Origin of the sequence: Bacteroides caecigallinarum (assembly GCF_021531075.1) — a bacterium.
In the GTDB taxonomy this organism is placed as follows: Bacteria; Bacteroidota; Bacteroidia; order Bacteroidales; family Bacteroidaceae; genus Phocaeicola; species Phocaeicola caecigallinarum_B.
In genome coordinates this window covers 1-13,505 of sequence record NZ_JADYTJ010000064.1, presented here as the reverse complement: position 1 = coordinate 13,505, position 13,505 = coordinate 1, and the positions used below count along the sequence as shown (strand labels likewise).

The 13,505-nt window shown below is 37.4% G+C and carries 13 protein-coding genes and 4 tRNA genes; 11 read left to right on the top strand and 6 right to left on the bottom strand.

The window, feature by feature from the left end; all coding sequences use genetic code 11:
• The 5 genes from I6E11_RS15350 to I6E11_RS13165 form a co-directional block, all read left to right on the top strand.
• Window positions 1–94, top strand: a 94-nt coding sequence (locus I6E11_RS15350) for a DUF4834 family protein (protein ID WP_394800137.1), incomplete at its 5' end; no start/stop codon positions are given.
• Between the two features lie 134 nt (window positions 95–228).
• Window positions 229–301: transfer RNA gene (locus I6E11_RS13180), tRNA-Met, on the top strand.
• Window positions 302–322: 21 nt separating this feature from the next.
• Window positions 323–398: transfer RNA gene (locus I6E11_RS13175), tRNA-Met, on the top strand.
• 153 nt (window positions 399–551) lie between these two features.
• Window positions 552–893 carry an ISAon1 family transposase N-terminal region protein gene (locus I6E11_RS13170; RefSeq protein WP_235338617.1) on the top strand — a complete coding sequence of 114 codons (342 nt, stop codon included), beginning with the start codon at window positions 552–554 and terminating at the stop codon, window positions 891–893.
• A gap of 25 nt (window positions 894–918) precedes the next feature.
• On the top strand, window positions 919–1,872 hold the full coding sequence (locus I6E11_RS13165; RefSeq protein WP_235338616.1) for an ISAon1 family transposase: 954 nt from the start codon (window positions 919–921) through the stop codon (window positions 1,870–1,872).
• A 117-nt stretch (window positions 1,873–1,989) separates the two neighbouring features.
• Here I6E11_RS13165 and I6E11_RS13160 read toward each other — a convergent pair.
• Window positions 1,990–2,066: transfer RNA gene (locus I6E11_RS13160), tRNA-Met, on the bottom strand.
• A 60-nt stretch (window positions 2,067–2,126) separates the two neighbouring features.
• Window positions 2,127–2,200: transfer RNA gene (locus I6E11_RS13155), tRNA-Met, on the bottom strand.
• 259 nt (window positions 2,201–2,459) lie between these two features.
• Between I6E11_RS13155 and I6E11_RS13150 the strand changes: the two genes are divergently transcribed.
• From I6E11_RS13150 to I6E11_RS13130, 5 genes are all read left to right on the top strand, one after another.
• The gene (locus I6E11_RS13150) at window positions 2,460–2,843 is read left to right on the top strand and encodes an START-like domain-containing protein (protein WP_235338615.1); all 384 of its coding nucleotides are present in this window, start codon (window positions 2,460–2,462) and stop codon (window positions 2,841–2,843) included.
• A gap of 84 nt (window positions 2,844–2,927) precedes the next feature.
• A complete protein-coding gene (locus I6E11_RS13145; RefSeq protein WP_235338618.1) occupies window positions 2,928–4,826 on the top strand; it encodes an LptF/LptG family permease in 1,899 nt (632 codons plus the stop codon).
• Window positions 4,827–4,837: 11 nt separating this feature from the next.
• Window positions 4,838–6,052 (top strand): bifunctional 3,4-dihydroxy-2-butanone-4-phosphate synthase/GTP cyclohydrolase II, encoded by a 1,215-nt coding sequence (locus I6E11_RS13140; protein ID WP_235338614.1) that lies wholly within the window; start codon window positions 4,838–4,840, stop codon window positions 6,050–6,052.
• 18 nt (window positions 6,053–6,070) lie between these two features.
• Window positions 6,071–6,784, top strand: coding sequence for a Bax inhibitor-1/YccA family protein (locus I6E11_RS13135; RefSeq protein WP_235338613.1), 714 nt, complete (start codon window positions 6,071–6,073; stop codon window positions 6,782–6,784).
• A gap of 114 nt (window positions 6,785–6,898) precedes the next feature.
• Window positions 6,899–8,092, top strand: coding sequence for a pyridoxal phosphate-dependent aminotransferase (locus tag I6E11_RS13130; protein ID WP_235338612.1), 1,194 nt, complete (start codon window positions 6,899–6,901; stop codon window positions 8,090–8,092).
• A gap of 162 nt (window positions 8,093–8,254) precedes the next feature.
• Here the strand turns inward: I6E11_RS13130 and I6E11_RS13125 are convergent, their stop codons facing one another.
• Together I6E11_RS13125 and I6E11_RS13120 are read right to left on the bottom strand one after the other, a co-directional pair.
• Entirely contained in the window at window positions 8,255–8,422 is a 168-nt protein-coding gene (locus I6E11_RS13125; RefSeq protein WP_154043305.1) for a 4Fe-4S ferredoxin, read from the bottom strand.
• Between the two features lie 120 nt (window positions 8,423–8,542).
• Entirely contained in the window at window positions 8,543–11,506 is a 2,964-nt protein-coding gene (locus I6E11_RS13120) for a serine hydrolase domain-containing protein (protein ID WP_235338611.1), read from the bottom strand.
• Window positions 11,507–11,720: 214 nt separating this feature from the next.
• On the opposite strand from I6E11_RS13120, the gene rplS reads away from it, so the two are divergent.
• The gene (gene rplS, locus I6E11_RS13115; RefSeq protein WP_204402086.1) at window positions 11,721–12,074 is read left to right on the top strand and encodes a 50S ribosomal protein L19; all 354 of its coding nucleotides are present in this window, start codon (window positions 11,721–11,723) and stop codon (window positions 12,072–12,074) included.
• A gap of 169 nt (window positions 12,075–12,243) precedes the next feature.
• Here rplS and I6E11_RS13110 read toward each other — a convergent pair whose 3' ends face one another.
• The gene (locus tag I6E11_RS13110) at window positions 12,244–12,747 is read right to left on the bottom strand and encodes an RNA polymerase sigma factor (protein WP_235338610.1); all 504 of its coding nucleotides are present in this window, start codon (window positions 12,745–12,747) and stop codon (window positions 12,244–12,246) included.
• A gap of 143 nt (window positions 12,748–12,890) precedes the next feature.
• A complete protein-coding gene (locus I6E11_RS13105; protein ID WP_235338609.1) occupies window positions 12,891–13,364 on the bottom strand; it encodes a CYTH domain-containing protein in 474 nt (157 codons plus the stop codon).
• Window positions 13,365–13,505: the final 141 nt, after the last annotated feature.

The following is a 13,505-nucleotide window of genomic DNA, read 5'->3' as shown; positions in this document are numbered from 1 at the left end:
CAATAACACCAATCAATTCAGTTCAAAAAACAAAAAGAAAGTTTTTGATAGCGATGAAGGAGAATATATTGATTTCGAAGAAATACCAAACTAAATATCAAGGCATTACATTTACATCTTTACGATATAACAAATAAGGGATTGACAAAAAAGTATTATTTTACCTCAAAATATTTGGAAATTACAAATTAAACCCATACCTTTGCACTCGCAAAAAGGAAATAACATCGCGGAGTGGAGCAGTTGGTAGCTCGTTGGGCTCATAACCCAAAGGTCGTCTGTTCGAGTCAGGCCTCCGCAACTACTTCAAATATACTAACATCGCGGAGTGGAGCAGTTGGTAGCTCGTTGGGCTCATAACCCAAAGGTCGTCTGTTCGAGTCAGGCCTCCGCAACCATTTAAGAAGATACCGCCTCAAGTCTATTTGAGACGGTATCTTTTTTATTTCAGATTAAGTTCTTGAGTTTTTAGGTTCAACGTAAAAACCTGAGGGGTTAATTCTATAAAATATTATCTTTGCCGACAAGAATAAAAAAGAAAAGACAATATAATGGAAACAAACGGTTATCGTCTCCTTCTCCCTGAAGGAACCCTTGATTATTTCAACATATCAGATGTAAAGGAAAACAGTACTGAAATATTAATTTATCTTGAAGAGAAGAATGAAGTTCCCCAAGAATATTCCAAGAGTAAAGTTGAGAGTAAGGGCTTTTATGATCCGATAGTAGTACAAGACTTTCCTATCCGTGGAAAGAAGGTATTCCTTAACATACGTCGTCGTAGATGGGTTTTAAATGATGAGAACCGTTACATAAGCCGTAACTGGAAACTGGTTGCGCAAGGCAGCCGTATGACGCATGAATTTGCGTCTTTTTTAAAAGAATTATATTGATACACTTCCTATAAGCTGTAAGCTTATGGGGACTTTGTTCGGTATTGATGGTGATCTTCTTGAAAGACAATACCGTAACCATCTGAGCGGTTATTTGAAATGGAGTCAGCTGCCACATGCGGAAGAATGGCTTCTGTTCGAGAAAAACATCGGGGCCTATGTAGGAATAGATGAAGTGCGCCTTTCACGTGGTGAGCTATATACAATCCTTATAAACAAAGAAAAAAGAGGGCACACGGGAAGTATTATAGCCATAATAAAAGGTACTGATGTAAAGACTGTTACATCAGTTCTGCTAAAACTCTCCAGACGCAGACGCTTCCAGGCAAGGGAGATAACACTTGACATGGCTCCCAACATGGAGCAGATAGCCCGCATATGCTTTCCTGCCGCACGACGTGTGACAGACCGTTTTCATGTTCAGAAACTGGCTTATGAAGCTGTTCAGGAAATGAGGGTCAAGGCGCGTTGGGAAGCACTGGATGAAGAGTCTATACAGATAGCACATGCAAAAGCGTGTGGAAAGACATACCATGCTCCGGTATTTGAGAACGGAGATACAAGAAAACAGCTACTGGCAAGAAGTATATACCTGCTGTATAAGAAAGAGTCTTTATGGACGGAGTCGCAGCGTGTACGTGCCGGTATTCTCTTCAGAGAGTATCCATATATAAAGAAAGCATACTATTTTTCCATGAGATTAGGATTGATTTATCACCAGTACAGACATAAGGACGTAGCATTGACAAGACTTGCAAGATGGTATGATGAGGTAGACAAATCAGGATTCCTTACCTTTGGAAGAGTGGCAAGATCAATACAGACGCATTATATGGAAATCATTAACTTCTTTGACAGACGTTCAACAAACGCTGCTTCTGAATCCTTTAATGCTAAAATAAAGAATTTCCGCTCACAATTCAGGGGAGTGAAGGATAAGGCTTTCTTCCTGTTTAGACTCGCTAATATCTATGCATAATTTGGCAATCCCTCAGATTTTTACGTTGATCCAAAATCTGTGCAAGGAGCTATATAAACAAAAAAGACATCTAAGAAATACACCTTCTTAAATGTCTGATAACTAATTTATTATGTTTGGTAGCGGGAACCGGGATTGAACCGGTGACCTCATGATTATGAATCATGCGCTCTAACCAGCTGAGCTATCCCGCCATAGTCTTTTATAAAAACCGCCAGGCGTGGAAGCCACCCAACGGTAAAATCGTTATTTCGTAGCGGGAACCGGGATTGAACCGGTGACCTCATGATTATGAATCATGCGCTCTAACCAGCTGAGCTATCCCGCCATTATTTCTCGATTGCGGGTGCAAAGGTATAGCTTTTTTTTTAGAATGCAAATTTTTTCCATCTTTTTTATCTATAAAAAACACAAAATATAAAATGACAGTATTTTTCACTATGTAATTATCAATGAATATTCGTTTATTTCATTCATTGATAGTATATCTATGTTTTATAATATAAAAAAAATATCTTGATAATCAAATAAAATACTTTAATTTGCGAACAATTCTAAAATATTAAATAAAAACACTAAACACAAGAATGAAAAGAAAAGTAAAAATCGAATATCCGCTTAACCCAACATCCGGCATAATTATTTGGAATGCAATTAGTACACCTGCCGGTTTAGAAAGATGGTTTGCAGACAAAGTTACCAGAAATGGTAAAACATTCACATTTCAATGGGGAAAAACAGAAAAAAGGGAAGCCGAAATAACAAATACACGTTCTGAAATATTCGTCAGGTTCCACTGGAAGGATGATGAAGAATCAAAATCGTATTTTGAACTAAAAATACTATATAATGAACTAACATCTGATCATATTTTGGAAGTGACAGATTTCACAACCCCAGAAGACGAAGAAGATACCATAAATTTATGGAACTCGCAGATAGAAGTTTTAAGACGTGTATTTGGAGTATGAATAGCATATGATAAAAATATGAAAAACATTATCCCCCTATCCATATTTTATGCTATTTTTGCAACATAAAATTACAAGATGGGAATATTACATATAAAAAAACTAGATATATTCGTTCTAAAGAGTTTTATTTTACTCTTTTCCGGAACATTTTTCATATGCTTATTCATCTTCATGATGCAATTCTTATGGAGATATGTAGATGAATTGGTAGGTAAAGGACTTGAATTTGACATATTAGCACAGTTCTTTATCCTTTCTGCACTTACACTAATCCCTATATCACTTCCTCTTGCCATATTATTGGCTGCATTGATGACATTTGGTAATTTTGGTGAGAGGTATGAATTATTATCCATGAAGGCAGCAGGTATCCCATTACTTCGAATAATGAAACCTATTGCTTTATTATCCGTTATACTCGCTTTTACATCATTCTATTTTCAAAATGTAGTAGGTCCAAAAGCTCAAAAACAACTTTGGACACTATTGGTTTCATTAAAACAAAAATCACCTGAAGTTGATATTCCTGAAAAGGTATTTTATTCTGACATTGAAGGATATAACATATATGTAAACAAAAAAGACAGAGATACAGGTATCTTACAAGATTTGTTGATATACAACTTCTCCGATGGATTCGAAAACGCACGTATCATATGGGCCAACGAAGGGAAATTGGAACTAACAGCAGACAAAAAACATCTATATCTACATCTATATAATGGAGAACTCTTCGAGAACTTAAAATCACAAAATATAGATTCAAAAAACGTTCCATATAGAAGGGAAACATTTAGCGAAAAGCATACGCTCATTGACTTCGATGCCGAATTCAACATGGTAGATGGAAGTTTTCTTGACAGACGTTCTGATATAAAAAACATGTTTGAAATTTCAGAAGCCATAGACTCGCTTACTATTTATACAGACAGCGTAGGTAGAGCAATGCACAAAGAAATAATGACATCAACTTATAAAAAAGAAGAACTAAGCAAATCCGATTCTATAAAAATAAATAAAGAACATCTCGTTTTTATAAATACGGACAGTATATTCCGTTCAATGAGTTCAGACGATAAGCTCAAGACGTTATCCAATACCGAAAGAAGACTATCATCATTAAGCTCAGATTGGAGTATGAAATCGTTTGTTACCCAAGACAACGACAAGAGCATCCGTACACACAGGTCAGACTGGCATAAGAAAATAACATTGTCTTTTGCGTGTATATTCTTCTTCTTTATTGGAGCCCCGCTTGGAGCTATAATCAGAAAAGGAGGATTGGGTATGCCTGTTGTTATATCCGTAATTATATTTATATTATATTATATCATAGACTCAGGTGCCACCCGCGTTGCAAAAAGCGGTGAAATGAACATCATTCTGGGAACATGGATGAGTAGTATAGTATTGGCGCCAATGGGAATATTCCTTACTTACAAATCCAACAAAGACTCTGTAGTATTCAATATAGATCTTTATAAAGCATTCTTTAGAAAAATATTTGGTTTAAGACAATCGAGACATATATTCAGGAAAGAAGTGATAATTTATAACCCAGACTACAAAAAAGCATGCGAAACTCTTGATATAATATGCAAAGAATGTGAGAGCTATGCCAATACTCACAAGTTATTAGGCCCACCTAACTACTTTAAGGTATTTACCAATCATACACACGATGATCATGTAAAAGAAATAAGCCAGCAAATAGAAGGTGTGATAGAAGACCTCTCAAATTCAAAAGATGCAATAATATTAAACAATTTGAATAACTATCCGTTTTTATTTGTAAAAGCCCACAAAAGTGTTTCTGATAACATTTGGTTAAATATAATCCTGGGAATTATTTTACCTATAGGAATTATAATCTGGTTAAACATCTGGAGACACAGAGTAACACTCGACAAAGACTTAAAGAATATAATCAAAACAAGCAAAGACATACAGGAAAGAATTAGAACAAACATATTACAATAGCAATAAACATTATGGACAAAATCAAACTGAACACAATTGAAGAAGCAATAGAAGATTTTCGCAAGGGAGAAATAGTCATTGTCGTAGACGATGAAGACCGCGAAAACGAAGGCGATATGATAGTTGCAGCTGAACTTATCACACCTGAAAAAGTAAACTTCATGCTGAAACACGCCAGAGGTGTGCTTTGTGCTCCTATAACCATATCAAGATGCGATGAATTAGACTTGCCAAGACAAGTTTCAAACAATACTTCAATACTCGGCACTCCTTTCACTGTTACAATAGACAAACTTGAAGGTTGTACAACCGGAGTTTCTGCAGCAGATAGAGCTGCAACAATAAAAGCCCTTGCCGATCCGACTTCAAGACCAGAAACATTTGGACGTCCAGGACATGTAAACCCATTATACGCACAGGACAAAGGTGTACTTCGCAGAGCAGGACACACAGAAGCTTCGATAGATTTGGCACGTTTAGCCGGATTATATCCTGCTGCTGCTCTTATGGAAGTTATGAACGAAGACGGAACAATGGCGCGCCTGCCAGAACTAAGGAAAATGGCAGATGAGTTCGGTTTCAAGCTTATTTCCATAGCAGATTTGATTGCCTATCGCTTAAAACAAGAGTCATTAGTTGAAAAAGGTGTAGAAGTAGATATGCCAACAGAACATGGACATTTCAGACTAATCCCTTTCCGTCAGAAAAGCAATGGCCTTGAACATGTAGCGCTTATAAAAGGAAATTTCGCTCCAGACGAGCCCGTATTAGTAAGAGTTCACTCCTCTTGTGCTACAGGAGACATTTTCGGTTCTATGAGATGCGATTGTGGCGAACAGCTTCATAAGGCAATGGAACTAATCGACAAGGAAGGTAAAGGTGCAGTAATATATCTTAATCAGGAAGGAAGAGGTATAGGACTTATGGAAAAAATGAAAGCCTACAAACTTCAGGAAGAAGGAATGGACACAGTAGATGCAAACATATGTTTAGGCCATCAAGCCGATGAACGCGACTACGGTGTAGGGGCTCAAATTTTAAGAGAAATCGGAATCACTAAAATGCGCTTATTAACCAACAATCCTGTAAAAAGAGTTGGTCTGGAAGCATACGGACTTGAAATCGTAGAAAATGTATCTATAGAAGTAACCCCAAACAAATTCAACGAAAAGTATTTGCATACTAAGAAAGAACGTATGGGACACACACTTCATTTCAGCAAATAAACTAATCTTAAAAAGAATATGAATATACTAGAAAGCAAGAATCTCGTAAAGGATTCATACAGTTCAAAAGTTGCACAAAACGCATTAATGCGCAGTGTCTACACGTGGATGACCCTGGCACTTGCCATTACAGGCCTTACAGCCATGTATATGGCCAAATCTATGACTATCCTGAACATGTTGCAGCAAAATTCAATGATGTTTTGGGGTATACTCATAGCAGAAGTTGTATTAGTAATGTATATGACTGCCAGAATAAATAAAATAAGCTTTACTACAGCCACTTTATTATTCATAGCCTATTCCATACTAAACGGAATGACATTGTCTATTCTATTTTTAGTATATACAATGAGTTCCATAGCAACAACCTTCTTCGTCACTGCAGGAACATTCGGAGCAATGGCAATATTCGGCTATGTAACCAAGAAAGACCTTACACGTATCGGAAACCTATGTATAATGGGTGTTATTGGCATTATCATTGCATCTGTAGTAAACATGTTCTTACACAATTCTATGATGGACATGATTATCTCATATGTAGGAGTTTTGCTTTTTGTGGGACTTACGGCATATGATGCACAAAAAATCAAACATCTACTTAGCGGTGATGATATAGAAGTAAACGAGTCTACACAAAAAATTGCGCTGTTAGGTGCACTTACATTATATCTGGACTTCATAAATCTATTCATTTATCTGCTTAGAATATTAGGAGACAGAAAGTAAATAAAATGCCGCTATATGCGGCATTTTTTCATTTTCAAGAATATTTCTTTTGCGTATGTCATCAGAAATAGCTTATTTTGCAAGATAATTCAACATTTAAACAAGGACTATACAATGAACCAACTTTCAGATCGTTTGAACAGCCTGTCGCCATCGGCTACATTGGCTATGTCGCAAAAGAGCAGCGAATTAAAAGCTCAAGGTATTGACGTAATCAATCTTAGTGTAGGTGAACCTGACTTCAATACACCTGACCACATCAAGGAAGCAGCTAAAAAGGCTATTGATGACAACTTCTCACGTTATTCACCTGTTCCGGGCTATCCGGCTCTTCGTAATGCTATCGTTGAAAAATTGAAAAAAGAAAACGGACTTGAATACACAGCAGCACAAATCAGCTGTGCAAATGGTGCCAAACAGTCTGTTTGCAACGTAATCATGGCTCTTATCAACAAAGGCGATGAGGTTATTGTTCCTGCTCCATATTGGGTAAGCTACCCTGAAATGGTAAAATTGGCAGAAGGTACTCCTGTGATTGTTAGCGCAGGTATAGAACAAGACTTCAAGATTACTCCTGAACAGCTTGAAGCTACAATTACTCCAAACACACGTGCCCTTATCCTCTGTTCTCCTTCAAACCCTACCGGTTCAGTTTATACTAAGGAAGAATTAGCAGGATTGGCAGCAGTACTTGCTAAACACGAGCGTGTAATTGTTATAGCAGACGAAATCTACGAACACATCAACTATATCGGAAAGCATGAAAGTATCGCACAGTTTGCAGAAATCAAAGATCGTGTTGTTATAGTAAACGGTGTATCTAAAGCATATGCAATGACAGGATGGCGTATTGGTTTCATTGCAGGTCCGGAATGGATTGTAAAAGGCGTAAACAAACTTCAGGGACAATATACTTCTGGTCCATGCTCAGTGTCTCAGAAAGCAGCAGAAGCAGCATATACCGGAACACAGGAGCCTGTTGAAGAAATGCGTAAAGCATTCGAACGCCGTCGTGATCTTATCGTTAAATTAGCAAAAGAAATACCAGGATTCGAAGTAAACACTCCACAAGGAGCATTCTATCTGTTCCCAAAATGCGATTCTTTCTTCGGCAAGAAAGATGGTGACAGAGTAATAAATAATTCTGACGATTTGGCTATGTATCTTCTTGAAGTAGGTCACGTTGCATGCGTTGGTGGAACTTCATTTGGTGCACCTGAATGTATTCGTATGAGCTATGCTACTTCAGACGAAAACATCGTAGAATCAATGCGTAGAATAAAAGAAACATTGGCTCGTTTGAAATAATAATTTGAAATTATAATCTTGCAAATAATGGAAGCTGTCTCGCAAGTAAAAGAGATGGCTTCCTTTTTTTATGCTCCTGCAGACTTTCACCAACAAAACAAAAAAAGGCTACCCCATAATTGGAGCAGCCTAAATTCGTTGTCATAAATTGACGACTGGATATTATCCCTGATGAATAGCTTCAGAAGGACAAACATCAGCGCAAGTACCACATTCTGTACAAGCATCTGGATTGATAGAATATTTGTCACCTTCAGAAATTGCACCTACTGGGCATTCATCGATACAAGTACCGCAAGCGATACAATCGTCACTAATTACGTAAGCCATTGTTGTAAAAAAATTAAGTTATTATTAGTACTAATTGTTTATGCAAAGTTAGTATTTTTGCCCATATTTGTAACATCCACTTTGCAGAAAGTAGGTAATTTGTACATTGTCTAAATAAAATCACTTCATTATTGCCTGATATATTGTCTGTTGTATTGCAGGACGTATTTTCAGTTTCATCAAGTTTTTCCTTTCACATGGATTAGGGTAAATCCTGTTGCATAGAAAAACAAAAACCAAATCATTATCCGGATCTGCCCACGCACAAGTCCCTGTAAATCCCGTATGTCCGAAAACTGACGCCGGTGTTTCAGGTGCACAGTAACCGTTTTCCGGATCATCGGCATCAGGCTTGTCAAATCCCAATCCTCTTCTGCTGTTCTTCGATTTCATTGTAATGAAAAGTTCACAAGTAGCACGCGTAAGATACCTTCTGTCTCCCACAACACCTTTGTCGAGAAGCATCTGATAAATGGTCGCAACTTCTCTTGCTGTAGAAAACAAACCGGCATTGCCTGAAACGCCGCCAAGCATAGCAGCAGCCTCATCATGAACATATCCATGCACAGAACCTTTCCTCAAGAAATCCTCCTTCACCGTAGGTACTATCTCATCTTTGTCATATCTCTGCAGAGGATTATAAAGTGTATGTACCAGCCCCATAGGTTTATAAAAATTCTCTTCAAGGAACTTATCCATAGGCATTCCTGTAATATTCTCTACAGCCTCCTTTAAAAGCATAAAATTCAAACAACTGTATCTGTATGAACGTCCTTTCAGGTTCGCTTCAGCTATTTCCTGCAGAATCACATTCTTGAATTCAGGCTTTACATAAATATTATCCGCTACTTTTAATGTATACCCTGCCGTGTCTTTATCTGATATCCACTCAGGAAGGAATTCATAATTAGTGCATATATATAAAGCATCTCCTACTTTTACTTTATGATTAGCATCTTTGTATTTCTTATACATCCCCCCCTTACAACTCTTCAAGTCTATAGCCTTCTTGTAGAATGGCAGATAAGCAGGTAACCCCGACTCATGATACAACAACTGCTGTATAGTAATATTCTGTTTGTCTGTTGACTTCAAAACAGGAACATAATCAGATATTTTATCTGTGAGACTGATTTTACCTTCATCATAAAGTTTCATTACCGCCAGCAAAGTGGCTGTAGTCTTCGTTAGTGAAGCCAAATCATATAGATCGTTCTCTCTCACTTCTCTTTTCGATTCATAAGTATGCGTTCCAAAACATTTGTTATAAATCTGATATCCGTTTTTCCATACCAATATATGACATCCAGGATATGCTCCCTGTTCAATACCATATTTTGCAATACTGTCAATACGTGACAGAATGCCGGAATCCATTCCAAATTCTTCAGGTTTATACCTTCTTGGTCTGTCAGGATCAATATCTACACCAGAACCCTCCTTATATTCATCATTTAAATCTACAGACAGACGTCCGTCAGCTTTTTGATTTCCAAGTAATACTTCAGCAACAAACTCCTGAGTATATTTTTCATCTGAATGTGCCAATACTACAGCAGACGATTGTGCTACCACGTCTTCAAGTTTCTGAAGAACCTTATGCGAATTGAAACAAACCAATATTGTAGGCTTTCCTTTAGCCAATTCAGCAAGAATTGTTCTATATTTTTCCACTTTTGAAGTATAAACAGCAACGACTACCCTCTGTGCGGGAATAATCTTCTTTCTCAAATAATCAAGCGAATCAAGATTGGCATGCAGCCATGTCACTGGATAAGTATTGTTTATCTTATTAAAAAACGGATATGTTTCAGCCAAAGTAGCAGAAACATTCAGCACCACTGTTCCTGAAAGAGACAAGTCAAGCGGAAGCATTTCATCCGAATCCTTCACTACTGTTACCGCAGATTTCTTTACTCGTTTCATCAAATCATCGGTATACGCCCTGTTAATACGAGACATTATTCCGCTTTTTTCTATTGAAGGACGTTTATATAATCCAAAAGCATATTTATATGTCAATACCTTACGGCACTTTTCATCAATATCTTCTTCCGTAATTTTACCATCTTTTACAGCCTTCAGAACTCCATCAAGTTCACGCTTAAGATTTCTTGGCGCAAGTACCATATCATTCCCCGCCTCCAAAGCTTGTGCCGAAACATACGGATTATTCGATATTCCTTTCATTTCCAGGGCATCAGTAAATACCAACCCTTTAAATCCCAATTCTTTTTTAAGCAAATCTGTTACTATGGCATGCGAAATGGAAGCAGCCTTATCATCCAGTGCAGGAATATTAAGATGGCCAACCATTACACCTCCTACTCCATCTTCAATTGCTTTTCTAAATGGATATAGCTCAACACTATCCAGTCGTGCCCTGTTAAATGGTAATACCGGCAATGATTTATGTGAATCTACTTCCGTATCACCATGTCCCGGAAAATGTTTACATACAGCCAAAACGCCTCCATCTTCCAATCCTCTAGAATAAGCCATAACCTTTCTGGCAACCAACTCTCGGTCGCTACCAAAAGACCTCGTATTTATCACCGGATTCTTCGGATTATTATCTATATCCGCAACAGGAGCGAAATTCACGTGTACACCAATTTCTTTCAATTGTCTTGCCACTTCTTTTCCGTATTCGTATATCAAAGTATCATTCTGTATACATCCCAATACTCGGTTCCTAGGGAAAGAAGGAGTACCTTTCAGCCTCATGGCAAGCCCCCATTCACCATCGAATGTAATCATCAATGGTATATCAGCCATACTTTGGGCATAATTAGTCAGTTCGACCTGCTTTACTACCTCTCCACCAGAAAACAACAATCCTCCTACTCCGTATTCTTTCACCGCATCTGCTATGTTTTGCTTGTTCTGCTGTGTGGTATAAGGTGCAACAGTATGTATAAAAAGTTGGCCTATTTTTTGTTTCAGGGTCATCGACTGCATCTTCGAATTCACCCAATTACGGCATTCGGCCTCATTTTTCACATTGTCATATATAAAATTCGATTGCGCTTTTGCAAAAATCGTCAATGATACCAGCATCCATGCCAATAAAATCTTCTTCATAATTGTACCTTTTGTGACTATAAATGTTAATGCGAAATTAAATAAAAAACCTCAACCATACAAGAAAAGGGACAAAGTATGAAAAAAAAGGGACAAAGAGTTTGCAAAGTGCTAGAAAAGAAGTACCTTTGCACCGCTTTCGCGCAATCGCTGTCATGAAGAGTTACTTGATATGTTGCGTTGTAACGATAAACAATTTAATTTATAAAAAACAATGGATTTAATTAAAATTGCAGAAGAAGCATTTGCTACTGGCAAACAGCATCCTTCATTCAAAGCTGGTGACACAATCACAGTAGCATACCGTATCGTTGAAGGTAGCAAGGAACGCGTTCAGTTGTATCGCGGTGTTGTTATCAAAATTTCTGGTCATGGTGAAAAGAAACGTTTCACTGTACGTAAAATGTCAGGTACAGTTGGTGTAGAACGTATTTTCCCATTGGAATCTCCAGCTATCGACAGCATCACTGTCAACAAAATCGGTAAAGTACGTCGTGCTAAATTGTACTACTTGCGTGCTCTTACTGGTAAGAAGGCTAGAATTCAGGAAAAACGCGTTAACGCATAATCTTGAAAACTATTTTCCTTACATAAAAAAAGGTCTGCATTTGCAGGCCTTTTTTTATGCGAATAACACTCACACTATAAAATAAAAAAACAGGGCAGTTTCTACCATGAAACCACCCTTAAACATATAATTATCATGAAACTATTTCATAACATTCCAAGTACACCCGTTATCTGAAGTCTTTAAGTTCCTCCTGAAGTTTCTGTCTGGTGAAGAATATTCTGCTTTTCACCGTTCCCAAAGGCAAATTAAGCTTCTCAGCTATTTCGCGATATTTAAACCCTGCAACAAACATAGAGAAAGGAACTCTATATTCGCTTGGCAAAGAATTTACTATACGCCTCATTTCCTTCAGGTCGTAAGCCCCTTCAGTAGAATCGCCTTCCAGATCAAATCCTTTATTTATGAAATAAGAATTATCAGTCTGGTCTACATAAGTCTGGTCACGTAAAGTCTTTCTATAATTGTTTATAAAAATATTACGCATTATCGTGTAAACCCATCCTTTGAAATTTGTTTCTTCTGTATATTTCTCCTCATTATCAAGTGCCTTTAGAGAAGTTTCCTGAAGCAAATCATTTGCATCCTCATAATCGGAAGTGAGTTTATACGCGAAATTTAAAAGATCAGACTGTACATTAAGCAGGTTCTGAGTGAAAGTTGCTGTTTTCATATTCTTGTTGGTTAATTTGTTTCTATAACTGTTTGATTTTCACAATACAAAATTATACATAACAAACCACCATTACCCCCTCAATTCAGACATTCAATGGGGTGAAAACAGTTTTTACCCCTTTATTTGATAGTTTTCAGGTACTATTTCCATTGTTTGAACGGACATCTCATAAGAAAAGAATTGTAGTATTTCACCTGTCCGGTTACCTCTTCTCCCAGGAATGGAGGAATTTCATACTCTTCGTCCACACTCCCAAGTTCCACTTCAGCCACAACAAGTCCTTCATTTTCTCCATAGAACTCATCTACTTCAAAAGTATGCTTGCCAAACTCCACCAGATATCTTGTTTTATCTATCATGCCTGGCAAACAAAGTTTCATAAGTTCCTGTGCTTCTGCCAGCGGTATCTCATGCTCCCACTCATATCTGCTCAATCCATTATCGGCAGATGGCCCCTTTATGGTGAGAAAACCTTTTTCATTTCTTATTCTTACCCTGACAGTTCTCCCCCTGTCACTACATATATATCCTTGAACAATTCTCGATGATGAAACAGCCATATCCTTATACGATAAATCCTTCACCAAGAATTTTCTTTCTATTTCCTGCGACATATCAATTATTTTTTTATTATTACTGTCCGCTAAAAGTTCATACATCATTATAATGATAGGGCCGTCCTCCGATTTTGGAAGTCAGCCCTATTTTGGTTATCTTTGAGTCACCACACTAAAAGTTTAACCATGAGCAAAAGT

Excerpts from the sequence above, each read along its gene's own strand:
- I6E11_RS13130 (WP_235338612.1), top strand. The coding sequence starts at position 6,899 with ATGAACCAACTTTCAGATCGTTTGAACAGCCTGTCGCCATCGGCTACA.
- I6E11_RS13165 (WP_235338616.1), top strand. The coding sequence starts at position 919 with ATGGGGACTTTGTTCGGTATTGATGGTGATCTTCTTGAAAGACAATAC.
- I6E11_RS13120 (WP_235338611.1), bottom strand. The coding sequence starts at position 11,506 with ATGAAGAAGATTTTATTGGCATGGATGCTGGTATCATTGACGATTTTT.
- I6E11_RS13150 (WP_235338615.1), top strand. The coding sequence starts at position 2,460 with ATGAAAAGAAAAGTAAAAATCGAATATCCGCTTAACCCAACATCCGGC.
- rplS (WP_204402086.1), top strand. The coding sequence starts at position 11,721 with ATGGATTTAATTAAAATTGCAGAAGAAGCATTTGCTACTGGCAAACAG.
- I6E11_RS13125 (WP_154043305.1), bottom strand. The coding sequence starts at position 8,422 with ATGGCTTACGTAATTAGTGACGATTGTATCGCTTGCGGTACTTGTATC.
- I6E11_RS13140 (WP_235338614.1), top strand. The coding sequence starts at position 4,838 with ATGGACAAAATCAAACTGAACACAATTGAAGAAGCAATAGAAGATTTT.
- I6E11_RS13170 (WP_235338617.1), top strand. The coding sequence starts at position 552 with ATGGAAACAAACGGTTATCGTCTCCTTCTCCCTGAAGGAACCCTTGAT.
- I6E11_RS13135 (WP_235338613.1), top strand. The coding sequence starts at position 6,071 with ATGAATATACTAGAAAGCAAGAATCTCGTAAAGGATTCATACAGTTCA.
- I6E11_RS13105 (WP_235338609.1), bottom strand. The coding sequence starts at position 13,364 with ATGTCGCAGGAAATAGAAAGAAAATTCTTGGTGAAGGATTTATCGTAT.
- I6E11_RS13110 (WP_235338610.1), bottom strand. The coding sequence starts at position 12,747 with ATGAAAACAGCAACTTTCACTCAGAACCTGCTTAATGTACAGTCTGAT.